The organism is Ruegeria sp. BB10, from assembly GCF_056535725.1.
Genome location: NZ_JBQFIW010000001.1, coordinates 1,895,214 through 1,918,561 on the forward strand (window position 1 = coordinate 1,895,214; position 23,348 = coordinate 1,918,561).

Annotated in this window: 17 protein-coding genes; 8 read left to right on the forward strand and 9 right to left on the reverse strand. The window is 58.2% G+C overall.

What is annotated here, in order from left to right; genetic code table 11:
- The first annotated feature begins 23 nt into the window (after nt 1-23).
- Together ACR3EP_RS09620 and ACR3EP_RS09625 are read left to right on the forward strand one after the other, a co-directional pair.
- The gene (locus tag ACR3EP_RS09620) at nt 24-1,256 is read left to right on the forward strand and encodes a mandelate racemase/muconate lactonizing enzyme family protein (protein ID WP_480637508.1); all 1,233 of its coding nucleotides are present in this window, start codon (nt 24-26) and stop codon (nt 1,254-1,256) included.
- Nucleotides 1,257-1,369: 113 nt separating this feature from the next.
- A complete protein-coding gene (locus ACR3EP_RS09625) occupies nt 1,370-1,657 on the forward strand; it encodes an ArsR/SmtB family transcription factor (protein WP_480639011.1) in 288 nt (95 codons plus the stop codon).
- Here ACR3EP_RS09625 and ACR3EP_RS09630 read toward each other — a convergent pair.
- Nucleotides 1,654-4,650 (reverse strand): ABC transporter transmembrane domain-containing protein, encoded by a 2,997-nt coding sequence (locus ACR3EP_RS09630; protein ID WP_226688973.1) that lies wholly within the window; start codon nt 4,648-4,650, stop codon nt 1,654-1,656. The two genes, ACR3EP_RS09625 and ACR3EP_RS09630, sit on opposite strands and share 4 nt — an antisense overlap.
- Nucleotides 4,651-4,894: 244 nt before the next feature.
- Between ACR3EP_RS09630 and ACR3EP_RS09635 the strand changes: the two genes are divergently transcribed.
- Nucleotides 4,895-5,254: a DUF3307 domain-containing protein gene (locus tag ACR3EP_RS09635; protein ID WP_437436841.1), complete on the forward strand. Its 360-nt coding sequence runs from the start codon at nt 4,895-4,897 to the stop codon at nt 5,252-5,254.
- Nucleotides 5,255-5,267: 13 nt separating this feature from the next.
- Here the strand turns inward: ACR3EP_RS09635 and ACR3EP_RS09640 are convergent, their stop codons facing one another.
- From ACR3EP_RS09640 to ACR3EP_RS09670, 7 genes are all read right to left on the reverse strand, one after another.
- Nucleotides 5,268-5,999 carry a hypothetical protein gene (locus tag ACR3EP_RS09640; RefSeq protein WP_480637510.1) on the reverse strand — a complete coding sequence of 244 codons (732 nt, stop codon included), beginning with the start codon at nt 5,997-5,999 and terminating at the stop codon, nt 5,268-5,270.
- A 52-nt stretch (nt 6,000-6,051) separates the two neighbouring features.
- A complete protein-coding gene (locus ACR3EP_RS09645; RefSeq protein ID WP_480637512.1) occupies nt 6,052-7,356 on the reverse strand; it encodes an NAD(P)/FAD-dependent oxidoreductase in 1,305 nt (434 codons plus the stop codon).
- Entirely contained in the window at nt 7,353-8,027 is a 675-nt protein-coding gene (locus ACR3EP_RS09650; RefSeq protein WP_170351793.1) for a TetR/AcrR family transcriptional regulator, read from the reverse strand. The genes ACR3EP_RS09645 and ACR3EP_RS09650 overlap by 4 nt, the downstream gene beginning before the upstream one ends.
- The gene (locus ACR3EP_RS09655) at nt 8,028-9,581 is read right to left on the reverse strand and encodes a trimethylamine methyltransferase family protein (RefSeq protein ID WP_480637514.1); all 1,554 of its coding nucleotides are present in this window, start codon (nt 9,579-9,581) and stop codon (nt 8,028-8,030) included.
- The gene (locus ACR3EP_RS09660) at nt 9,581-11,983 is read right to left on the reverse strand and encodes a GcvT family protein (RefSeq protein WP_226688933.1); all 2,403 of its coding nucleotides are present in this window, start codon (nt 11,981-11,983) and stop codon (nt 9,581-9,583) included. The genes ACR3EP_RS09655 and ACR3EP_RS09660 overlap by 1 nt, the downstream gene beginning before the upstream one ends.
- Before the next feature lie 110 nt (nt 11,984-12,093).
- Entirely contained in the window at nt 12,094-12,723 is a 630-nt protein-coding gene (locus tag ACR3EP_RS09665; protein WP_480637516.1) for a glutathione S-transferase family protein, read from the reverse strand.
- A 16-nt stretch (nt 12,724-12,739) separates the two neighbouring features.
- Nucleotides 12,740-13,195 (reverse strand): class I SAM-dependent methyltransferase, encoded by a 456-nt coding sequence (locus ACR3EP_RS09670; protein WP_254428615.1) that lies wholly within the window; start codon nt 13,193-13,195, stop codon nt 12,740-12,742.
- 275 nt (nt 13,196-13,470) lie between these two features.
- On the opposite strand from ACR3EP_RS09670, the gene ACR3EP_RS09675 reads away from it, so the two are divergent.
- The 5 genes from ACR3EP_RS09675 to ACR3EP_RS09695 are packed head-to-tail and all read left to right on the forward strand — an operon-like array spanning nt 13,471 to nt 20,692.
- Complete coding sequence (locus ACR3EP_RS09675) at nt 13,471-15,243, forward strand: ABC transporter ATP-binding protein (protein ID WP_170351798.1); 1,773 nt, start codon at nt 13,471-13,473, stop codon at nt 15,241-15,243.
- The gene (locus ACR3EP_RS09680; RefSeq protein WP_480637518.1) at nt 15,236-17,146 is read left to right on the forward strand and encodes an ABC transporter substrate-binding protein; all 1,911 of its coding nucleotides are present in this window, start codon (nt 15,236-15,238) and stop codon (nt 17,144-17,146) included. The genes ACR3EP_RS09675 and ACR3EP_RS09680 overlap by 8 nt, the downstream gene beginning before the upstream one ends.
- A gap of 14 nt (nt 17,147-17,160) precedes the next feature.
- Nucleotides 17,161-18,189, forward strand: coding sequence for an ABC transporter permease (locus tag ACR3EP_RS09685; protein WP_170351800.1), 1,029 nt, complete (start codon nt 17,161-17,163; stop codon nt 18,187-18,189).
- Entirely contained in the window at nt 18,186-19,340 is a 1,155-nt protein-coding gene (locus ACR3EP_RS09690) for an ABC transporter permease (RefSeq protein WP_170362473.1), read from the forward strand. Before ACR3EP_RS09685 ends, ACR3EP_RS09690 begins: the two co-directional genes overlap by 4 nt.
- Nucleotides 19,337-20,692, forward strand: a complete 1,356-nt coding sequence (locus tag ACR3EP_RS09695) for a CoA transferase (RefSeq protein WP_480637520.1) — start codon at nt 19,337-19,339, stop codon at nt 20,690-20,692. Before ACR3EP_RS09690 ends, ACR3EP_RS09695 begins: the two co-directional genes overlap by 4 nt.
- A gap of 88 nt (nt 20,693-20,780) precedes the next feature.
- Here the strand turns inward: ACR3EP_RS09695 and ACR3EP_RS09700 are convergent, their stop codons facing one another.
- Nucleotides 20,781-23,147, reverse strand: coding sequence for a mechanosensitive ion channel domain-containing protein (locus tag ACR3EP_RS09700; protein ID WP_480637522.1), 2,367 nt, complete (start codon nt 23,145-23,147; stop codon nt 20,781-20,783).
- Between the last annotated feature and the right edge of the window lie 201 nt (nt 23,148-23,348).

A 23,348-nucleotide genomic window follows, 5' to 3' on the forward strand; every position in this document is an offset into this window, starting at 1 on the left:
GCCATCCAAGGGGAGGACACCGGATGAAACTGCAGGACCTCGACATCATCGTTACCGCCCCACCTGCGCCGGGCTGGGGTGGACGGTACTGGATTTTAGTCAAAGTGACGACAGATACCGGGATCACCGGCTGGGGGGAATGTTATGCTTCATCCGTCGGTCCCGGCGCGATGCAGCACGTGATCCGGGACGTGTTCGAACGGCATATGCTGGGCGAAAATCCCGAAAACATCGAGTTGATGTTCCGCCGTGCCTATTCCAGCGGCTTTACTCAGCGTCCCGATCTGACTGTCATGGGCGCGTTTTCGGGGCTTGAAATTGCCTGTTGGGACATTCTGGGCAAGGATCGTAACCGCCCGGTCTATGCCTTACTGGGTGGGGTGATGAACCAGCGCATCCGGGCCTACACCTACCTTTACCCCCTGCCGCAACATGATCTGTCCGATTTCTGGACTTCACCCGATCAGGCCGGTGAGTGCGCGGCCGAGATGGTACGGCGGGGATTCACCGCGGTGAAATTCGACCCGGCAGGCCCTTACACGATCCGCGGCGGGCATATGCCTGCGATGTCCGATATCTCAATGTCGGTCGCGTTCTGCAAAGCGATCCGCGAGGCCGTGGGGGACAGGGCCGACCTGCTGTTCGGCACCCATGGCCAGTTCAACACCGCAGGCGCAATCCGGTTGGGTCAGGCGCTGGAACCCTACTCTCCGCTGTGGTTCGAAGAACCCACCCCCCCCGACATGATCGAGGATATGGCCCGCGTCGCCCGCAACGTCCGCATCCCTGTCGCGACCGGAGAACGTATGACCACCAAGGCCGAATTTGGCGCGGTACTTCGTGCCGGGGCTGCCGAAATCCTGCAACCCGCCCTTGGCCGCGCTGGTGGCATATGGGAGATGAAGAAGGTCGCCGCCATGGCCGAGGTGTTCAATGCCCAAATGGCACCGCATCTATATGCCGGACCAATCGAGTGGGCCGCAAATATCCATCTGGCCGCGTCGATCCCAAATCTGTTGCTGCTGGAGACTATCGAAACGCCTTTCCACGATCAGCTGATCAAAGGCACTTTGCGTGTCGATGATGGTTTCGTGACCGCCCCAACCACACCCGGCCTTGGGATCGAGGTGGACGAGGACCTGGCCCGTACGCATCCCTACACCGGCGACGGGCTGCATTTGCAAATGCAGGAAGAACCTTGCGACTATGTCAACGGCAACGCCTTTCAAGGGGGTGCGCCAGCGACCGAGGGGTGACAACCAAACCGGTTTCAGGGCATATTGGTCCAACCCTATTGCGAACAAACAGGCTGCGTGTGACCCCCAAAGCCCAAGAAACCGAAGGCGCACATTCTGAAAACCCCGCGGACATGAAAGAAAGCGCCGCGCGGGCTGCGGCGTTTCTGAAAACACTGGCCCATGAAGGTCGGCTCATGATCCTGTGCCATCTGGGCGACGGCGAAAAATCAGTGGGTGAGTTAGAGGACCTGCTGCAAATCCGGCAGGCCGCCGTCAGCCAGATGCTGGCCCGGTTGCGGCAGGAACGGCTGGTGTCCACGCGAAGAGACGGCAAGACCATCTATTACTCGCTGCAGGACGGCAACACCGCGCAGGTCATCGAGCTGCTTTACGAATTGTTCTGTAAGCCCAAGATCTAGTTCGAAACGTACCCAGCGATCACCTGCATCAGCTTGAATGCGGTAGCGGCATCGTTTTCGACCACCGCCAGGAATTCCTCTTCCCCGATCCGCAAGCAGGACAGTTCCGTCTCGGCAATCATGCTCAGGGCGCGGGGCTCCTTGCGGATCAGCCCCAGTTCCCCCACCAGTGCCCCCGGCCCCACTTTTGTGATCAGTTGATCCGGGCCTTCCATCTGCGGCAGGTACAGCCCGGCCTCGCCTTCAAGCACCACATAGGCCCCATCGGTGGGTTGGTCATCTTTCAGAAACACAACCTCGCCCGGCTTGGCATCGAACCAGCGCGCACCAAAGGCCAGCAGGCGCAACTGCCTGCGGTCAAGACCGGAAAACAGCGGCGTCTGTTCCAATGCGCGCAGCTTGCGCGCCAGATCGGCTGAGGCGGCGCTATCCTCTTCCACGGCATCATACCCTCCGTCCGAGACCACACGACCTTGCCGGATTTCGACAAACATGTCGAATACATCCGGATTTTCGAACTGGTCGTTCAGATAGATAACTGTCGTGTCGGGCAGCAACTGACGCAGGTTTTTGTAAACAGCAACTTGTGTCGCCATGTCATAGCTGGCGAGCGCGTTTTCCAGGATCAGGATGTCCGGCTTTTTGATCGTCGCGCGGGTAAAGGCCAGTGGTTCGGCAAAAACGGCAGGCAAGTTCTGACCACCGATTGCGACCGGGACGTCATAAATCAGTTCGACCACCAGCGGGCGCGCGCCATTTTCGTCCAGCACATCGACAATCAGCTTACGCGCCTCGTCCGAACGACCGCCCCCGATCTGACTGACTTTGCCGAACAGGGCGTTTTCCATAACGGTCAGACCCGGCGCAAATGCCGTTTTGTCCAGCGAGACGAAAACGTCATGCAACCGCCCCAGCAATTTCTCGGAATGGCTGTGACGTAGTTCGAGGATTCGGTTCTTTAACTCATCGGTAAAGGCAGGCCCAATCTGTTCCGCCGAAATCACGAATGGCACCGCCAGCAGATTGGCCAGTTGTTCGTCATCCAGACCGGATACGCCCTCATTCCTGGTCCGCTCGACCAGTTCCAGCGCGGCCTCATAGGTTTGCGCCTCAAGTCCCAGCTTGCGGAACAGCGGGTGGTCGGTGCCGTCCAGACCAAAGATCTGACGCAGCATCTCGATCACATCGCGGGTCAGACCAACCAGTGTTTCGTCCAACCCCAACTCGCGCAGTTGTCCCAAAAAGACGGTTTGACGCGCCAGCAATTCCTGCGTGACCGGCACACGCGGCGTGGCGAACAGCAGGTTTTCCACCACCGGCAAGGCCGGGTTGTAAGTGTCGCGATCAAACACCAAAGCTTGTTGCTCCAGCCCAGCCTTTTGCACCGCCTGCTGGACCAAGGGGCGCAGCTCGACCAGTTTGCTGGCCAATTCCGGGTGTTCAATCGGATCAAACACTTGCTCTGATCCACGCTGGAACAAAGCCGCCCCCGACCCCATGCCATCGATCAGGTGCAACCACCAATCGCGCAGCGCGTCGGGGCTGTCCAACCCGGCCTGAGACGGGTCAAGCCACTCGGCATCATATGGATCGGCGCTGTTGCCTGCCCGCTGTGTCTCAGCAAAATCAGGGTCGTCGGACTGCGTTGTCAGCGGCCTCTGACGCATCGGCATCATCACATTGTCGCCCAACGTCCCCTGAAACATGACCGGGCGTGACGAGGCGTAGCCGATGCGCGCGGCCACCACACTCTGATGCAGGTTCGACAGGTTTTCGCCACCAATCTCGACCCGACCCGCGCTGGGCAGGATTTCCCGCGTCAGCAACTCAGCAACGGCGCGCCGGTCCTCTTCGCTGGGGGCCGCAATCCCAACAGTTTGTCCGCCTTTAAAGGTAAGGTTCAGATCATCCAAAACCTGATTGCCATCCATATCCCGAACCGAGACTCGATCCAGCGCGATATCCCCATTCAGATGTGGTCGCGTTTCGGGCTCACCTTCGAACAGTTTTTCATCGGGCATTCCCGGCGGGGCAAAACGTTCGATCACCACGTCCCAGCGCAGCGACATGTCCTGCGTCTGGTTGTAGTAGGTCAGCAGCTCTTTCCACGGCGAACTCAGGTCCTTGTACGCCGCCAACGCCGCCACCAGCGCCCCCAGCGAGACTGACCCCTGCAATACCAGAAGGCCGCCAATCAAATAGAACATGAACGGCGTCAGCTGCGAGATGAAGTTGTTGATGAACTTCATAAAGAACTTTTTCTGGTAGATCTCGAACCGAATGCCGAATAGCCGTCCCAACTGTTCCGAGATCATCGCCCGGCGATAACGCCAGCCGCCATTGGCCCGCAGGGTCGAGGCCCCGGCGGCATTCTCGCCAATTTGCGCGGCCAATACGCGGACTTCTTGAATGCGTTTCTTGTTCAGTAAGTTGATCTGACGCTGCAGCTTGGGAATCAGCCACGCCTGCAGCGGTATCAAGGCCACAGCGGCCAGCCCGAACCAGACGCTTTGCAGGAACAGGAACGACAGGATCGTGATCATCTGTCCCGCTTGCAGGACCGGCTGGCTGATCGCATCGCCCATAAGCCCACCCATAGGCTCGCTTTCGGCGGTGATCATCGACACCATTTCACCCTGGCTGACCCGCTCGAAATACGGTTGGGGGAAACGCAGGGCGCGGTTGATCAGCTGATACCGGAAGCGGCGCAGCATCCGTTCGCTCAGCACACCCTTCATGGTGTTGATACGCATCTTCATCAGGCCATGCGCCAGCACCGCCAGTAAGAACGCGCCGCACAGAATAATCAGGAATGTGGTTTGCGGTACCTGATACCCCAGAACATCCACAATCGGGCTGGCTGCACCAATGGCATCGTTGATAATGCGCTTGGGCAATTCCAGTGTCAGATACAGCAGCGGGAACAGCGTAGACGTCACGGCCAGCAGAATTAGCTGATCGCGTTTTGAGTACTTCCAAATAAACCGGAAAATCGAACGTTCTATGGATCCTGCCCCTGTTTTGAATCACCGATCCGATCTGAAAGAAATTGCGGCGCATCCAACACGCTGAATTTACAGCATTCGTGACCACTGACGCAAATAGTTTCCAGTTTGCACATAAATTCGCCATGTGTGATCTAGTTTATTTGCGCCGCACCAGTTTAGCCCCTAGAGTTCGCTTTAGGACGATATCGGGAGAAACAATTTGACCGCCAGCTTGGGCGCAGTGTTGTCGATGCTCTGCTTGTTGCAGATCAAACATATGTTCGCGGATTTCTACCTTCAGACACCCAAAATGCTATCGGGGCGTGGTGAGTATCTTCACTGGGGTCGCGCGCAACATGCCGGCGTACATGTTATCGGATCCGTTATTGTCTTTGTGCTGTTCGGTGCGCCTTGGGCTTTTATTCTTATAATTGCCGCCCTGGAATGGTTCGTACATTTCAACATCGATTTTGCCAAAGCCAGTTATTCTGACAAGAAAAAACTGATGCCAACACAGGCTGCTTTTTGGCGCGCTGCGGGTCTGGACCAGTTGATGCACAACCTGACCTATATCGCGATGGTCTGGGCCTGGGCCGAATTCGCCACCTGATCTATTGACCGTTTCAGGCGAAATCTCTCAGGGCTGACGCGCGATAGGCAGCCAGCCATTGCTGGTCCAACGCATCAAGCTTGCTAGTGTCGAACCTGTCCGCAACTTCCCAATACCGCCCCGAGGGCACGTGATACCCCAGCTGATTTTCCGACTGGACAATGGCCTGCATCGCATCGGTTTCGGGTAAGTCGTCTCTTACAAGATCACCGATCCCGACGGACGGAAACAGCAGGCGGCTCTCCCCTTTTGACAGCCTGACGACCTGGCATCCCTGATCTGCACCAAACAGCGCCAGGCGCGCCGATTTAGCCTCGAGCGACCGCAAAGTGATATCCGTACGCAAAGGATCAGCCTGACCGGTTCCGTAGAAATGCGTCTTCCCGGTATCCGGGTAGATCATGTCACAGCCGAAAAAGGCCAGCACCGCAGGCCTTAGCGCCGCCAAGGCCCAATAGCCCGCGGTAAACGCCATCGTTCCGCCAGCGTAGACAAACCCACCAAACCCATTTTGCGCCGGTACATAGTCCTGCGCCGTGATGATCCGCTGATGCGGGGCAAGTCCAGTTGGATGGTTTGTTATCGGGAAATCTTCGGGGTGGATCAGAATGTCCCAATCTGGCCGGATGCGCCAGGCGTTATTGATCGCGACAATATGGGTAAAGGGATCGCGCGCCCAGCCTTGCGCGGCCAAGGCGCCGGGCGCGCTGCCCAGTATCAGAACTCGGTTCGATGGTTCAGTCATCCAAGACCCCACAAACGGTTCCTGGAAAGACTAGAGCTGTTTTGCAGGCAGGCTAGCCCAGAACCGAAAAACTGCTTTCTTCGTTGATCGGACGTTTACGCGAGTAGAACCCAACATCGATCATCCGCTTGATATAGGGCAGCTCGAACTGCAGTGGCTGCGCATCGTGATCCGCCCCACCCTCGCAATAGTCGATCAGGGCCGTCATCATCTTTCCTGCGATCGGCGCGTTCTTGTACTGGTTTCCACTGGTGCCGCAGGCCATGTAGAACCCCGGCAGGCTGGATTTGTCATAGATCGGAATCCAATCGGTCGACGCATCATACAGATCAACCACCCCACGGGTTTTGGACGGGATGCCAAGGCTGGGCACCCGCTGGGCATAGCGCATCGCCTGTGTGGTCCACTGGTCGGTGAAGTCGTGATTGTAGTGCACGTCATCCTCGCACCACTGATGCGGATCGCATTCGGGATCTTCTGAACCCACGAGTATATGATTGCCATGTTCAGGGCGGCAGTAACACGCGATATCGCTGTCCGACACAATAGTACCGTCATTTTCGAAATCGAATCCCTCGGGCGCGGGGACGTGAACCACTTCCTGTCGCAGAGGGCGGGTTTCGATGGTCATGTCATCCAATACGCCAGCCATCTTGTTGATAATCGCTGATCCCGGTCCAGCGACATTTACCACGACCTTGGCGCGGATTTCCTCGCCCGAGGCCAGTTTGACCCCGGCCACGCGACCACCTTCCGCCAGAATTTCAATCACTTCAGCCCCGGTGCGCACTTCTGCCCCATGCTGTTTGGCGGCATCCATCAGGTTCTGCGCCGACAAGGCCGGGTCGGTGACATATCCGGCCTGCGGCCAGAACACGCCGCCCTGCATCTTGCGCCCGTTCGGCTGGCCAAATTCCGGGTCCTCCATGCGTTTGGGCGGGGTGAAGCTGTCCAATGAATAAACCGGCAGACGCTCCGTGATTTTTTCAGGCGACCAATCTTCGAACGGGCAATCCAGATCCGCACTGTTTTTCATGTGCTTTTCCAGCATCCCGTTGGCTTCGGTCTTCATCACCAGACATCCGGTTTCACGAAACTGCGCCAGATTGGCATCTGCTGGCAGGCCCAGATATTCGGCCCAGTCGCGCCAATAGTGATAGCCTTCCCACGCAAAGGCCGTGCCATCAAAGGTCGAATAATGCATCCGGATGATCGCGCAGGACCCGGCAGTCGAGCCGTGACCGACCTGAGCATTGCGGTCCAACGACAGAGTTTTCCACCCGGCCTTGGCCATCTCGAACGCGATGGCCGCGCCGATGACACCCGTGCCAATGATAATTGCGTCTGGTTGACTCATTCTGTTGCTCCCTCCCAATAGCGCTTTGAATAGGCGCTGAATTCTTCGACTTCTTCGGGCCTGGGTTCGACTCCGGTAAAGACGTAAAGGTAATGCGACACCAGCGACAGCCGCGTTTCCATCGGCTCGTTCAACTGCGCCAGATCGTACCCGATTTGCATGTAGTACAACACGCGCGCGCGGGTTTCGGCCTCGATCTCGGGATACCCATACCGCGCAAACATGGCGTGCAACGCCTCAAGCCGCCGCGCGTCCGATTGGTCCAGCGCCCGCCGTACCTTGCCTGACTTGCGTGCCCAGTCGCGCACGGCGAAATCCAGCGCCGTATCGAAGAGGTCCGTGTTCACCACGCAGCGATGCACATTGCAAACCGCAGCGGTGATGGTATCGGCAGGTTCTTCGGCCTGCGCAACCAGCGCCGCCGTATTGGTTGCCTGCCAGCGGGCCAGCAGCGCGTCCAGCAATTCCTGCCGGGACTTGAAATACCAATAGAAAGATGATCGCGACACGGCCATCCGCTCGGCCAGGTTCAGAACCTTGATCTGGTCCACCCCGTCCGAGATCAGCACATCCATCGCCACGTTCAGCCAATCGTCGCGCGTGACCTTGATGTTGCCGACCAGCGGTTCGGCCTTGGGATCGTCCCTATGCAGGATCGGTTTTGTGTTCATTCAACTCTCCGGCGGTGCGCCGCCTTCAGCCGTACGGCGTGCGATGAAGTCCTGCAAGTCACCCAACCTGTCGCTGTCCCCGGCAGGGGCTTTGAAATCGTTCAGGATGGTCTTCCAAACGTCCGTTGCACGGTGATTGGCGTCGATTGATCCGCGCTCGGTCCAGGTACCGAAATTGGCATAGTCATGCACATGGGGCTCGTAGAATTCGGTATTGTAGCGCTCCATCGTCTGGCTGGAGGCAAAGAAATGGCCGCTGGGTTCAACCTCACGCAGGGCAGTGTCATAACCGATCTCGGCCGTGCCCGCTTGTGCGCCAGCACACAGCTCGGCCACCATATTCAGCACTTCGGCGTCACAGATCATCTTTTCGAACGAGACCGTCAATCCACCCTCAAGCCACCCGGCCGAATGGATGATCACCGTGGCCCCGGCCATCAGACACCCCCAAAGGCCAAACTGATTTTCACTCGCGGCCTGAACGTCGTTTACATTCGAAGCCGACCCGGCGGCGGACCGCCACGGAAGGCCCAGTTGTCGCGCCAACTGCCCCGCCGCCAGAGACGCCTGGAAATGCGAAGGCGTCCCAAACGCTGGAGCCCCCGATTTCATGTCCACGTTGCTGGTGAAGGTCCCATAACACACCGGCGCGCCGGGATTGGTTAGCTGGGTCAGGGTAACCGCTGCCAAAGCCTCGGCATGAGACAGCGTAATCGCCCCGGCCACAGTAATGGGTGCCATCGCCCCCATTAGCGTGAACGGCGTGACAATCGACATCTGACCGTGGCGGGCAAAGTCGATTAGACCTTGCGCCATGGGGATATCCAACGTCCGCGGACTGTTGGTATTGATGATCGTATAGCTGTGCGGGGTGGCGCGGAATTCATCGTCCGGCAGGCCACGCGCTGTGGTCAGCATCTCAAAACAATCCATCACCTGCGGCGTTCCGCGAGAGTAGAAGAACGGGAACTTGTCAGTCAGCTCCATCTGCGCCTGCGTGGTGAAATAGTGGCGCAGGTGGGTCGGCACGTCCTGTGGTTCGACCTGCGGCGAAATCATCTGGAACACATCAAAGTGGTGCGTAAGTTTTAAAAAATCCAGATAGTCCTGCCCCGTCGCGGGGCGACGACCCTTTTCCAGATCGGTGGCATTCGGAGCCCCTGCCCCTGGTTGAAACACAAGACTGCCCAGTTCCAGCGTGAAATCACGACGGCGCGCGCCAGCACGGCAATTGATGGACTTGGGGGCTGTCGTTATGGCGGCCTCAACGATCTCTCGACCGATGAAGACCATTTCACTGTCTTCCTCTACCCGTGCGCCTGCCTTGTCGAATATTCGGCGCGCCTCAGGCAGCAGAACCTTAATCCCCAGCTCCTGAAGCGTCCGCAGGGCGGTTTCGTGCATATCGGCGATCTGATCCGCCGGGAACACCTCCATCACCGGGAACGGGTTCCGCAGCTGGCGGTAATTTACATCGCGGCTTGGCACAGGCACGGCGTCTGCACCGCGTCCACGACGCCGCCTGCCGCGCTCGGATGTTTGCGAGATCACCATCAGCCCCTCATCGCCTTACCGTTCGGATCGTATGGGGACGTTGCGATCACACACGCGGGGCGTTCAACACCAACCACATGAACCGTCAACTCGGTACCCGGTTCGGCCTTGTCACGTTCGACCAGAGCCATAGCCAGAGATTTTCCGGTATAGTGCCCATAGCCGCCCGAAGTTACGAAACCCACTCGGTCTTCGCCCGACCAGATCGGCTCGTACCCGCTGGCGTCAGCGTCCAGCGCGTCTATTTCCAGCGTTACTTGCACTTGCGCCGGGCCGTTTCCGTCACGCTCGGCCAATGCGGCGTCTTTGCCGACGAAATCCTTATCCCAGTCGATCCAGCGATCCATTCCTGTCATCCCCGGCGTGTAGGCCTGGGTGAACTCCGCCGACCAGATACCAAAGCTTTTTTCCAGCCGCGTCGACAGCATCGCGTTGAAGCCGCATTCGCGAATACCTTCATCCGCCCCGGCCTCAAGCAGCATCCGGCGCAGCGCAATATGATCGCCATAACGGCAGTTGATCTCATAGCCTTTTTCGCCTGTCACCGACATACGCGCGACGCGGGCGCGAACGAGGCCGATATCAAATTCATCGCAGCCCATGAACCCAAGACCCGAGATATCCTGTTCCGCCAGTTTCTCGACCACTGCCTGCGATTTCGGCCCTACCACAGCGAAACCGCAATACTCTTCGCCCAGATCACGGATATTGACGCCGTCGATCATGTGATCGTCGAACCAGCGCATATGCCAGGCGCGCAGATAATAGCTGCCCATGATCCACCAGGTGTCGTCGCCCCAGTTAAGAACGGTCAGATCCCCTTTGAGCCGCCCGTCCTCGCCCAGCATCGGGGCCAATTTGGCACGGCCCGGCGCGGGGAGTTTCGATGCCATGACCTTATCGAGCCAAACCTCAGCATTGGGGCCGCTGACCTCAAACCGCGAAAAGCCCGAGATATCCAACAGGCCGACGCCTTCGCGGATCACCTTGCATTCCTCGGCCACGATGTCGTGAGCGTTTGATCGTTTGAGCGTCGGTGTTTCCTCAAACCCTTTCGGCGCGAAATACAGCGGCACTTCCAGATCCCAGCTAACACCCCATTTGCAGCCGGCCTCTGTCATTGCGTCATGGGCGGGCGCCATCTTCAGCGGACGGCCCGCGGGCAGTTGCTCATTCGGGTAGGTCATTACGAAACGGCGGGAATAGAACTGCCCGGTGGTTTCGCGGATATAGCGTTTGTTCTGCGCGAAATCACCATACCGCGCCACGTCCATCGGCCATGCATCCGCCTCAGGCTCGCCATGGATCATCCACTCGGCCAATGTTTTGCCAACGCCGCCGCCCTGCAAGAACCCGGCCATCACCGCGCAGGCCGACCAATAACCGCGCTTGCCCGGAACGGGTCCGACCAACGGGTTACCATCTGGCGAGAAAGTAAACGCCCCGTTTACCCACGTCTTGATCCCCACGTTCTGAATCGACGGGTATCGCTCAAAGCCCAGCGTCAGTTCGTTTTCAATCCGATCCAGCTGTTCTTGGAACAGCTCTTCGCCGTAATTCCACGGTGCGCCGTCCATGGCCCAGTGTTCGTGATCAATCTCGTAGATACCAACAAGGACGCCCTTCTGGTCCTGCCGCATATAGGTGAACCCTTCGAGGTCGACGGTCATCGGCATCTCGAAATCCGCCTGCGCCACTTCAGGCACCGTGTCGGTAATCAGATAGTGGTGTTTCAGCGGCGAGACCGGCAGTTCGATGCCAGCCATGCGGCCCACCTGTTTGGCCCAAAGCCCAGCCGCATTGACCACATGTTCGCAAGTGATCGTGCCCTTGTCGGTCACCACCTTCCAACCATCCGCGGTTTGGATCAGCTCCTCAACCTTGGTTTCCTCGTAATACTCGGCACCACGTTTTCTGGCCGCCGTTGCATAAGCCTGCACCGTGCCGGTCGTGTCGATATAGCCCTCGCGGTCCGCCCACATTGCACCCAGCACGCCGTCGGTGGACATGATCGGGCAACGGCGCTGCGCCTCTTCCGGAGACAGCAACTCGCAATCCTCAATGCCGATAGACTGAAAAATACGGTAGTTCGCCTGCAACCACTCCCACCGTTCGGGCGTTCCAGCCAACGTCAGGCCACCGGTCATGTGCATACCGATATTCTGACCCGATTCCTTTTCAATCTCACTAAGCAGATCGATGGTATACGCCTGCAGCGAGGCCATATTTGGGTCAGCATTCAACGCATGAACCCCTCCGGCAGCGTGCCAGGAAGACCCCGATGCCAACCGCCGCCGTTCCAGCATCACCACATCCGACCAGCCGAACTTGGCCAGGTGATACAGAACCGAGGCGCCCACAACGCCGCCCCCGATAACCACAACACGGTACTGAGATTTCATCCTGCCCTCCCAACATGGCTTGGGCAGAACGCTAGACCCACTGTTCACTTCTGTCTAGACATTTCTGTACAGTTCTACCTGCACTAGATTGTTGGACGGATTTCTCTGGTTTAAAGCTGCGCGCTGGGCCGTGTGCTGACCTTTTCGAACCACGCCAGCGTGGCCGAATTTTCCTGCGGTATTCGCGTCTTGATCACTCGGGCAAAGTCAACAAAGACAAATGTTGAGATGTCAGCCAGCGTAAACTCAGACCCGGCGATATAGGGACTTTCCGCCAATCGCCATTCCAACAGATCGAAAAAATATCCAACCCGCGCGGCACCTCGTTGCGCCAGTTCAGGAATCTGAGCGTGATTCACCGGACCGGGAATCGCCCTGTCGGCAAAGGCGGGATGCGTGTTGCGTAAAGTTTCGCCAATGGGCGCCCCGCCTTGCTGTTCAACGATACTGTTCCACATCAAAACCAGCCCTTTTTCATCCGGGGTGCGCCCCATCAAAGGCGGTTCGGGAAATCGGGCCTCGAGATAGGCCGCGATGCCAAGGTTCTCGGTCAGTGCTGTGCCCTCATCCGTGATCAGCACAGGAAGGGTCGCGTTCGGGTTGATCGCTTTGAACGCATCGCTCAGCTGTTCGCCTTTGCCGATCGAGACCTCGCGGGTTTCGACCTCCAACCCTTTTTCCGCGATGAACATACGAGCCCGGCGTGGGTTCGGGGCGGTCTTGCAATCGTAGAACAGCATGGGATGCTCCTGTGTCTCAGCGGCGATAGACGAAGCACCGGCCCTGAACCGCACCGGGCGGCAAAGGCAATTCAGTCAGTTCGTCGAAATACATCCGATCACTGGAGACCATCAAACCACCTTCTGCGAGCAGAGGTTGGATCAACGGTGAAACAAATCTGGCAAAGGCGTCGTTCTTTTCTCGGTTATGCCCGCCAAGGTCCGCGTGGATCAGGCTTGCAGTGGCACCGAAACGCGTCAGCGCGGCGGGCAGCGTTTCGCGCACATCGCCCAGAATCACCCGATCCTCGGGGGGCGTTGAATCTGGGTGGGACGCCACCGCGCGTTCAAACACGTACACGGGGCGGTCTTTCACATATTGCGCCATGTGATGATAGGTGCGCCCATTGCCCAAACCCAATTCAAAGACAGGCCCCGCCATGCCACGCGATTCGGCAATGGCAAAATCCAGACAGGCGCGTTGCGACACCATGCGGTCAATGAACAGATCGAGTCGGCTTTGATCGTCGGGCACGGGGAAATCTCTCCTTGATATCAGTCGATTTGCCAGATGGGGTCGACGTGGCCCGTGATCGCAAATCCTCAAGACTTTGTGTAGACAAATTGGTGTCAGTTTCACGTTTTCGCGACATTTCACCCCAAGAACGGGTTTGACTACCCCGCCCCAACCGCGCGAGACTGCGTCAAAAAACACGGGGAGTTGATCAAGCCGATGCCGACCTACGGCCCAACGGGTGGAATACCCGCATGACAGCTTTGTTGTCTGTCCGCGATTTGAGCATCGGTTTTGGTGCGGGCAACCCCGTTGTCAAAGGCGTCAATTTTGACGTCGAGGCAGGGCAGACACTTGCGCTGGTCGGCGAATCCGGTTCTGGCAAGACTATCTCGTGCAGGGCAGCGCTGCGGATTTTGCCACGCACCGCGCAAATTCGCAGCGGGACAATCATTCTGAATGATTCCAAAGGCACAGAAGATCTGACCAAGATTAGCGAAAAGCAGATGCGCGGCATTCGCGGCAACCGCGTTTCGATGATCTTTCAGGAACCGATGCGATCCCTGTCGCCGCTGCACAAGATCGGCAATCAGGTCAGCGAGGTTCTCTGGCTGCACCGTGGCGCGTCCGAGGCGCAGGCCCGCAAAGAAGTTTTGACTCAGTTCGAGCGCGTTGGCTTTCCCGATCCCCAACGTGCATATGATTCTTACCCGTTTGAATTGTCGGGTGGCATGCGCCAACGCGCCATGATTGCGATGGCGATGGTGTCCAAGCCGGAATTGTTGATCGCGGACGAGCCGACAACCGCGCTTGACGTGACGACACAGGCGCAGGTTCTGGGCCTGATCAAGGAATTGCAGCGCGAAACCGGCATGGCACTGATCCTTGTCACCCATGATCTGGGCGTGGTCGCCAATATGGCAGAACAGGTCGTCGTCATGCACAAGGGCCGTGTGATGGAATCCGGGGCCGCCGCCCCGATCCTGACCTCACCCGCGCATCCTTACACGCAGCAATTGTTCAACGCCGCACCCGAGATTCCGGACGAAGACTCAGTTGGGATACCGATGCCCGACGAGGATCTGATCCTACAGATCAAGAACGTCTCAAAAACTTACACCTTGCGATCCAGCAAGGGTTGGAAGGGTGAACAACTGATCCATGCCTGCCGTGGCGTTGACATGAAGCTCGCACGCGGCAAGACGCTGGCCGTGGTCGGCGAAAGCGGCTCGGGCAAGACCACGGCTGCGCGTATCGCGTTGGGCGCCGAACTTCCCGATCCCGGCGGCGAGGTTCTGTTCCGCACCTCGCCAACCGAAGACCCTATTACCGTCCACCACATGACCCGCGCCCAGCGCACTGCGTTTCAGCGCAAGGCGCAGATGGTGTTTCAAGACCCCTACAGCTCGCTCAGCCCGCGCATGCGCATTCAGGATGCGATGACCGAGCCGTTGGAGATTCACAAGATCGGCACCGCATCTGAACAGCGTGACAAAGCCGCCGAGATGCTGCTGCGGGTTGGGCTGAACGCCGACATGCTGAAACGCTACCCTCATGCCTTTTCTGGTGGTCAGCGACAGCGTCTGTCCATTGCCCGCGCCATGATGCTGGACCCGCAGCTGATCGTGTGCGACGAACCTACATCGGCTTTGGATGTCTCGGTTCAGGAACAAATCCTGACCCTGCTGGAAGATTTGCAGGACAGTCTGAACCTGTCCTACTTCTTTATCTCTCACGACCTTGCCGTTGTGGCGCGCATTGCCGACGAGGTTGCCGTGATGCGCCGCGGGCTGGTCGTTGAACAGGCCCCGCCCGAGACCCTTTTCTACAATCCCCGCCACCCGTACACCAAGGCGCTGATTGCCGCCCAGCCAGAACCTGACATCAACCGCCCAATCGACCTGAAATTGGTTGCTTTGGGCGCAGGTTCGCCGGACAGTTGGGATGACGCCTTCCGATTTACTGACTCCGTGATACCTTCGCTGGTAGAGATGGAACCCGGCCATAAGGTACGATGCCATGTTTAAGACCACTCGCCCCCTGCTTCTGGCTGCCACGCTGACGGCTGCGTGGATGCTGCCCGCCTCGGCGGAAACACCCACCCCAAAGGAAAGCGGATTTTGGGAAAGTGAGGTGAGCGCGGGCAATCTGCCACCTGTTCAGGATCGCCTTCCCGATGAACCGCTGGTTGTCGATCTGGCGGCAAAGGGGCGTGAATTTGGAACGCCAGGCGGCACTTTGCGCACTATGGTCACCCGGTCCAAGGACATCCGCCAGATGGTTGTCTATGGCTATGCCCGGCTGGTGGGTTTCAATGAGAATTACGAACTTGTACCCGACCTGCTCGAGTCCTACGAAAACGAAGACAACCGCAGGTTTACCCTGAACCTGCGCGAGGGGCATAAATGGTCAGACGGATCGCCGTTTACATCCGAGGATTTCAGGTACTGGTGGGAAGATGTCGCAAATAACGAGCTGCTCAGCCCGTCCGGCCCGCCCGATTTTCTGATCGTCGAAGGCAAAACGCCAACGGTGAGTTACCCCGACGAAACCACGGTTGTTTTCGAATGGGAGGACCCGAACCCGGATTTCCTGCAATCACTGGCACAGGCGCGTCCGCCCTTCATTTACCGACCTGCCGCATTTCTGAAGCCGTATCACGAGAAATATGCAGATCCCGAAGAAATGGCCGCGCTGGTCGAAGACAACCGGGTCAAAAGCTGGGCGGCACTGCACAACAAGCTGGATAACCTTTATAAATTCGACAACCACGAACTACCCACGCTGCAGCCATGGCTGAATGCCAGCTCGGGCAAGAAAATCCGACATAACTTTGTACGCAACCCCTATTACCACCGCATCGACAGCAACGGTGTGCAATTGCCTTATATCGACGTGGTCGAGATGGAGATTGTCGCCCCCGGTCTGGTCGCAGCAAAAACCAACGCTGGTGAAACCGACCTGCAGGGGCGTGGGCTGGCGTTCCGCGATGCGTCGATCCTGAAAAAGGGCGAAGAGGTCGGGAACTACAAGACACGGCTGTGGAAAACCGGTGTCGCGTCGCAGATCGCAATCTATCCGAATCTGAACTTTGCTGATGACGGTTGGCGCGACGTTCTGCGCGATGTCCGCGTGCGCCGTGCCCTGTCACTTGCCATCGACCGCAAGACGATCAATCAGGCGCTGTATTTCAAACTGGCCCAGCCCGGCGCGATGTCGGTTCTGCCCGCGTCGCCGTTCTATGATGAGGAAAACGCTCAGGCATGGGCGCAATATGACATCGAAATGGCCAATGCCCTACTGGATGAGGCCGGATTGACCGAACGCGACAAGAACGGCATCCGCATGCTGCCCGATGGCCGCCCGATGGAACTGATCATCGAAACTGCCGGTGAACGGCAGGAGGTCGAGAACGCGCTGCAGATCGTCACCGACACCTGGCGCGAGATTGGCGTCGCTCTGGTCATGCGACCGCTGGATAGGGACATCTTGCGCAACCGCGTTTTTGCTGGGAACACAATGGCTTCGGTCTGGTTTGGCTGGGATGACGGTATTCCGCAGGCCCACACCTCGCCCGCTTATCTGGCTCCGACTGATCAGGTCTTTCTGGCCTGGCCCAAATGGGGTCAATTTTATCAAACCGGCGGCGACGCAGGCGAAGCTCCCGACATGCCCGAGGCAGAACGCCTGATGCAGCTGGCCCATGATTGGGAGGTCGCCACCAACGACGACGATCGCAAGGCAATCTGGACCGAGATGTTGAACATTCATGCCGAACAGCTATTTGCCATCGGCATTCTGAACGGCGCACCGCAGCCTGTGGTGGTGTCGAACCGCCTGCGCAACGTGCCCGAACAGGCCATGTGGGCATGGGAGCCCGGCGCCCATTTCGGCATTCACCGGCCGGACGAATTCTTCTTCGCCGACTGATCAGGAGCAGCTAAATGGTCATGCTGCGCTATGCGGTGTATCGCTTTTTCACGATGCTGCTGACTCTGTTGGTGGTGTCGGTGCTGATCTTCGTGATCATCAACCTTCCGCCTGGAGATTACCTGAGCAATCAGATCGCCGAGTTGCAGGCTTCCGGCCAGTCTGCCGGCGTGGCCAAGGCAGAATTTCTGCGTGCGGAATATGCGCTGGACCGGCCCGTCTGGGAACAATATCTGATCTGGATGGGATTCTGGCCCGGCCCGCACGGGTTCGAGGGGCTTCTGCAGGGCAACTATGGTTGGTCCTTCGAATTCGACCGCCCCGTGGCCGAGATTGTAGGCGATACCCTGTGGTTGACCGTAGTGGTCAATCTGGCCGCCATCCTGTTCGTCTACGCCGTCGCGCTGCCGCTTGGTGTCCTTGCTGCTGCCAAGTCCCGGACGTGGATCGACTACACGTCGGCTTTTGTGGGGTATCTGGGTCTGGCCACGCCGAACTTTCTGCTTGCGCTGATCCTGTTCTATTACGGCCACCGTTACTTCAACCTACCCATCGGCGGCTTGATGGACCCATCCTTTGAAGGCCAGCCGATGAGCTGGGACAAGTTGAAGTCCATTCTTGTCCACCTGATCGTCCCGACCTTTGTGATCGGCACCTCGGGGGCTTCGGCCATGATGCAACGCTTGCGGGCCAACATGCTGGACGAGTTGGGGAAACCCTATGTGGAAACCGCAATCGCCAAAGGGATGGCCCCGTCGCGGATGCTGGCGAAATACCCGCTGCGCGTGGCGTTCAACCCCTTCGTGGCGGATATCGGCAACCTGCTACCCTCGATGGTGTCCGGCTCGGTTTTGGTCTCGGTTGTTCTTGGCCTGCAAACCATCGGCCCGACCCTTCTGACGGCACTGAAAACGCAGGATCAGTTCCTGTCCGCCTTTATTCTGATGTTCGTGGCCCTGCTGACCCTCATCGGCACCATGATATCTGACATTCTGCTGGTCATGCTTGACCCGCGCATCCGGTACGAGGGGCGTGAAGCATGACCCAACATCCCGATGGTCGCTATGTCGACGACGCCCCCTATGACCCGGACGCCGCCCTGCAACAGCTTGAGCGTGCCGATCTGGACGCGCCAAACTGGGTGCTGGTTTGGCGCAAGTTCAAAACTCACAAGCTGGGCTTGATCTCGGGCATTTTCCTGCTGCTGTGTTATCTGATGCTGCCTTTCGCAGGGTTCATCGCGCCTTATGGTCCGAATGAACGCAACGGAGAGCATCTTTATGCGCCGCCGCAAAGCGTCAACTGGTTCTATGAGGGCAAATTCATCGGCCCCCATGTCTTTCCCATCGTTGCCGAGGCCGATCTGGAAACCTTCCAATGGAAATTCGTACCCGACCTCGAAGATCCGCGCCCGATCAAGTTTTTCTGTGAAGGGTCGGAATACAAACTGGCTGGCCTGATCAAATCCGACACTCACCTGTTCTGCGCGCCCGAAGGGGCCACGCTGTTCCTGTGGGGGTCGGACCGTCTGGGCCGGGATGTGTTCAGTCGCATTCTCTACGGCGCGCAGCTGTCGCTGACCGTAGGTTTAATCGGCATCTCGGTGTCTTTCACCCTTGGAATTATCTTCGGTTCAATGGCCGGCTATTTCGGCGGCAAGATCGACTGGGTGATCAACCGGGTCATTGAAATCCTGCGCTCTTTGCCTGAACTACCCTTGTGGCTGGCCCTGTCCGCCGCGGTGCCTTCGAATTGGAGCCCGGTGGCGGTGTTTTTCATCATCTCGATCATCCTCGGCATCCTCGATTGGCCCGGTCTGGCCCGATCCGTGCGCGCCAAATTCCTGTCGCTGCGCGAAGAGGAATACGTGCGCGCCGCCGAGATGATGGGCGCAAGCTCGGGCCGCGTGATCCGCAAACACCTGCTGCCCAACTTCATGTCCCACCTGATCGCATCGGCCACTTTGTCGATCCCGGCGATGATCCTTGGAGAAACGGCGCTCAGCTTCCTTGGCCTTGGGCTGCGCGCTCCTGCGGTCAGCTGGGGGGTGATGCTGAATGACGCGCAGAACCTGGCCTCGATCGAGATATATCCGTGGACGGCAATTCCAATGCTGCCAATCATTGTCGTTGTACTGGCGTTCAACTTCCTGGGCGACGGATTGCGCGACAGTCTGGACCCGTACCAGCAATGAGCCTGATTTCCGCCCTCCCCGCCGCAGACAGCTACAAGTCGACCGGGAAGGGCGCATGGTCCAGCGCGTTTGCTGTATCCGAACTGGCAACCGCCAGTTTCGCTGCCGTTGGTCAAGAGTTGGCGCGCCTGATCACAGCAATGAACCTTGCCCCCACAACGCCTGAGATATCGGTCAATCATCGTTTGGCTTCGCTGTGGTACGGGTCTTCGTTCAAACCAGACGGGTGGGAGATGCCCAGCCTCTGGGACCCAATCGCCGGGGATTATCAGGCGTCGGATGGCTGGATCAGGCTGCACACCAATCTGCCCTCCCACCGGGCAGCGGCGCTGAAGGTGCTGGAGGCGCAAGCCAACCGGGACGCAGTTGCACAGGCTGTGAAAGACTGGTCCATCGCCGATTTGGAAACCTCGGTTGTGGCCGAGGGCGGCGCGGCCGCCGCGATGCGCGGTCGGACCGAATGGCTGGAACACCCGCAAGGGCGGGCGGTGTCGCGCGATCCGCTGATCGGATGGCACAGCCCGCGGCATATCACGCCGCGCGACCGTCCCGAGGCAACGGCTCGACGTCCGCTGGCAGGCTTGCGCGTTCTGGACCTGACGCGTGTTCTGGCCGGACCGGTCTCGACTCGCACGCTTGCGGGGTTCGGTGCCGAAGTTCTGCGCATCGACCCGCCTGGATGGGATGAGCCGGGTGTCATTCCGGGTATTTCACTGGGCAAACACTGCGCCTATCTAGATCTGAAATCGCCAGCCGGTCTGAAGAAGCTGGAAGACCTGCTGGCGCAAGCAGATGTCTTCATTCATGGCTACCGCCCGGGTGCGCTGGATGCGCTTGGACTGACCAAGATAAAACGTGATGAACTGGCTCCCAACCGAATTGAGGTCACTCTGAACGCTTATGGCTGGCAGGGGCCGTGGTCCAACAGACGTGGTTTTGACAGCCTCGTACAGATGAGCGCAGGCATCGCAGACGCGGGTCGCGCTTGGGCCAAGGCCGATAAACCCACCCCTCTGCCGGTTCAGGCGCTGGATCACGCGACAGGCTATCTGATGGCTGCAACGGTCCTGTCGGCACTGGCCGAGGCCGCGTCTGCAAACTCCATCATGCTGGCGCAGCTGTCACTGGCCCGCACAGCGGAACTACTGGCTGCGTTGGCGAAATCCGAGCAGGACGAAGAGATCACAACCCCCACAACATCCGATTACGCTCAAGAGATTGAAGCATCCGGTTGGGGTCCCGGGCGTCGCCTGAAACCGGCTTTGTCCGTTGGCCAGGCCCATATGTCATGGCCTCTGCCAGCCGCGAAGCTGGGCACATCCCAACCCATCTGGCCTTCGCGGACCACCTGAACCAACCGCCGCGCTGTACGCGCGGCCCGACCCAACACTTTGGGGGGCGTCTCGTCAGAGACGCATCCCAAGGGGGCGGGAGCCTTCCCTAGCGATCATCCCCGCCGGGGCCGATATCGTCCAGATAATCCTCATCAATCGCCGCCTGCACCGCGCCGGTTACAGCTTCACGCTGCTTCGGCGTCAGATCCTCGGGTTCTTTGCCTTCGGCCAGCCGCACGGTGACTTCGCGATGAGCAAACTTGATCCCTTCGCGTGCGAATAGCTCGCGAATATCTTGATAGACTCTCTTGCGCACCAGCCACTGGTCACCGGGCTTGGTCATGAACTTGACCCGGATGATCATCGCGGAATCCTGCATCTCAATCACGCCCTGCGATTTCAGCGGCTGGATAAAGTTGTCGCCGATCACCGGGTCGCTCAGCAATTGCTGCCCCAGCTTCTTGATCAGCTTGCGCACCTTTTCAACATCGGTGTCATAGGTCACACGCAACGGCAATTTCATTATCACCCAATCGCGGGAATAGTTGGTCAGCACCTTGATCTCACCAAAGGGAATAGTGTTCAGCGCGCCCAGATGGTGACGCAACTGGAATGAACGAACCGAGATTTTTTCAACCGTCCCCTTCACATCCCCGATGTCGATGTATTCTCCTTTACGAAAGGCATCATCCATCAGGAAGAACGCCCCCGAAAAGATATCGCGCACCAGCGTTTGCGAGCCGAACCCAACAGCCAGACCTACCACCCCGGCACCGGCAAACAGCGGGCTGACATTAATCCCCAACTCCATCAACACGATCAAAACGATGGTAACGACAACAACGGCCAGGATCGCCCCACGGAACAGGGGCAGCAGGGTCGCCAGACGGCTTTGCCCGCCTTCGCCGCCTTCATCGCCCAACTCGGCCTCTTCGCCGCCATCATCGGTTTCTTCAGCAATTTTCGAGTCGATCCAGATGCGGAAGAAGTGGAAGAGAATATAGCCGATGAACAGGATGACCATCACATCCAGCGCACGCTCGACCGGCAAGTCCTCGCTCCAGCTGGCTTCGGGATTCCAGATCACCACCAACGCATAAAGCCCGACCACAAAGGCCAAAATCCCTGCCACGCGACGGGCCAAATCCTCATATGTCAGGATCGAATGTTGGCGCAGTTCCGCCTCGGGTGTCTCAACGGCTTCATCATCCTCTTCCATGGCCGCCGCATTCATGTCTTCCATTTGGCGGTTACGGTCAAAGTAACGCTCCAGCAGGTAATTCATTGCGCCGTAGGCCACGACCACAGACATGAAAATCAAATAGCTGCTGGCCACGATCGGCAGAGAATTCTCATTCTCAAGCACCAGATCCACCGCCAGCTTGAACCAGCTGAATACGATATAGACAACCAGCACAGGCGCCCACGCGAATGAGATGAACCGTAAAATCCACGACACTTGGTCCGGTGCGCGCCCGCCGCGAATGGCATTCGAAATGGCGCGCGCATTAAACATTATCATCAACAAATTGCCCAGCGCGCCCAACATGGTCAGGCCACCATAGACCAAGGCATAGACATTGTAGTTCAACCCAAAATCCGCCACCCAAGTGGCGAACAACACAACCGAGATGTCGTAGGTCGCCAGCGCCGACGCCCAGAAATAAAGCCGCTTTGCGTCCCGATCCGAGAAGGGCGGCAAACGGTATTGGCTCAGATAAGGGGACAGAACCATCCGCCACAGGTCGGATATCGTGCGCGACAGGAAAAACGCCGTAAAGATCGCAGTGACCGTAAACTGAATCGAGATATCTTCGGCTTCACCAAAGAACAGGTACCCCACGATCAGCGCCATCAGCATCGCAAAGATCGTGCCCCCGATCCCCATGAAAAACCGGAACACCAAAAACGGCATTTTCTCCCGATAGCCCTGCGGGTTTTCCTTGGACCGTGCCACAACCAGCTTTTTGGCCATGCGCTTGCCGTAAATCTCGGTGGACAGCCAGCGCCCCAGCAGCAGAAACAGAATGTTCCACGCCAGAACCTCGACATAGGTCTGAATGCGGCCATCCGGGCTGGTCTGCCGCAGGACGTACTGAACTTCGAAAATAGAATAGGGCAAAGCCTCTAGGCGCGATTCCATGGACTCGCGGAACTTTGAGAACCTTTCCTGCGCTTTCATCAGTTGCGATCCGTCGCCCATCGGCCCATGCGCGTCCTCGGCCGAGGCATCAGCACCTGGCTGACCGCCCGAAGACACAACCTGCCCCGCGCTGTCGATGACAATTACGCTGGCGCCGGCCTCGGTTGCCGCCTTGATCGCGGCAGCCAGATCACCATCGGTCCCAGTTTCGGCCTCAGACTCTGAGGTATATCCGGGGATCAAAGGGACTTGCGCCGATGCCCCTGTGACGAAGGCCGCAGCAAACGTCCACAGGATCAGAGCCATTCCACCAATTAGTCTGAGTTTCATCAATTTTTCTGTCCAAGCCGTATGTTGCATCGCAGGTTACAGAAGCGCCTGAGCGTATTCAAATATTCAGCGTTTCACGGCTCAATTTCGTGTCACTTCGTGTTTCGGCTGCAATGCAGGCGACAAGAGTGTTTGCAACCTTGAAAAAACTGAATATGACCGACCCAGTAGTATGAGTGGAATGGCAAGATCAACGCCGGG

Coding starts and splice junctions, on each gene's coding strand:
- ACR3EP_RS09685 (WP_170351800.1), top strand. CDS start 17,161: ATGGTCATGCTGCGCTATGCGGTGTATCGCTTTTTCACGATGCTGCTG.
- ACR3EP_RS09675 (WP_170351798.1), top strand. CDS start 13,471: ATGACAGCTTTGTTGTCTGTCCGCGATTTGAGCATCGGTTTTGGTGCG.
- ACR3EP_RS09690 (WP_170362473.1), top strand. CDS start 18,186: ATGACCCAACATCCCGATGGTCGCTATGTCGACGACGCCCCCTATGAC.
- ACR3EP_RS09695 (WP_480637520.1), top strand. CDS start 19,337: ATGAGCCTGATTTCCGCCCTCCCCGCCGCAGACAGCTACAAGTCGACC.
- ACR3EP_RS09670 (WP_254428615.1), bottom strand. CDS start 13,195: ATGGTGTCGCAACGCGCCTGTCTGGATTTTGCCATTGCCGAATCGCGT.
- ACR3EP_RS09665 (WP_480637516.1), bottom strand. CDS start 12,723: ATGCTGTTCTACGATTGCAAGACCGCCCCGAACCCACGCCGGGCTCGT.
- ACR3EP_RS09620 (WP_480637508.1), top strand. CDS start 24: ATGAAACTGCAGGACCTCGACATCATCGTTACCGCCCCACCTGCGCCG.
- ACR3EP_RS09640 (WP_480637510.1), bottom strand. CDS start 5,999: ATGACTGAACCATCGAACCGAGTTCTGATACTGGGCAGCGCGCCCGGC.
- ACR3EP_RS09655 (WP_480637514.1), bottom strand. CDS start 9,581: ATGGTGATCTCGCAAACATCCGAGCGCGGCAGGCGGCGTCGTGGACGC.
- ACR3EP_RS09650 (WP_170351793.1), bottom strand. CDS start 8,027: ATGAACACAAAACCGATCCTGCATAGGGACGATCCCAAGGCCGAACCG.
- ACR3EP_RS09680 (WP_480637518.1), top strand. CDS start 15,236: ATGTTTAAGACCACTCGCCCCCTGCTTCTGGCTGCCACGCTGACGGCT.
- ACR3EP_RS09625 (WP_480639011.1), top strand. CDS start 1,370: ATGAAAGAAAGCGCCGCGCGGGCTGCGGCGTTTCTGAAAACACTGGCC.
- ACR3EP_RS09660 (WP_226688933.1), bottom strand. CDS start 11,983: ATGAAATCTCAGTACCGTGTTGTGGTTATCGGGGGCGGCGTTGTGGGC.
- ACR3EP_RS09645 (WP_480637512.1), bottom strand. CDS start 7,356: ATGAGTCAACCAGACGCAATTATCATTGGCACGGGTGTCATCGGCGCG.
- ACR3EP_RS09700 (WP_480637522.1), bottom strand. CDS start 23,147: ATGAAACTCAGACTAATTGGTGGAATGGCTCTGATCCTGTGGACGTTT.
- ACR3EP_RS09635 (WP_437436841.1), top strand. CDS start 4,895: ATGCTCTGCTTGTTGCAGATCAAACATATGTTCGCGGATTTCTACCTT.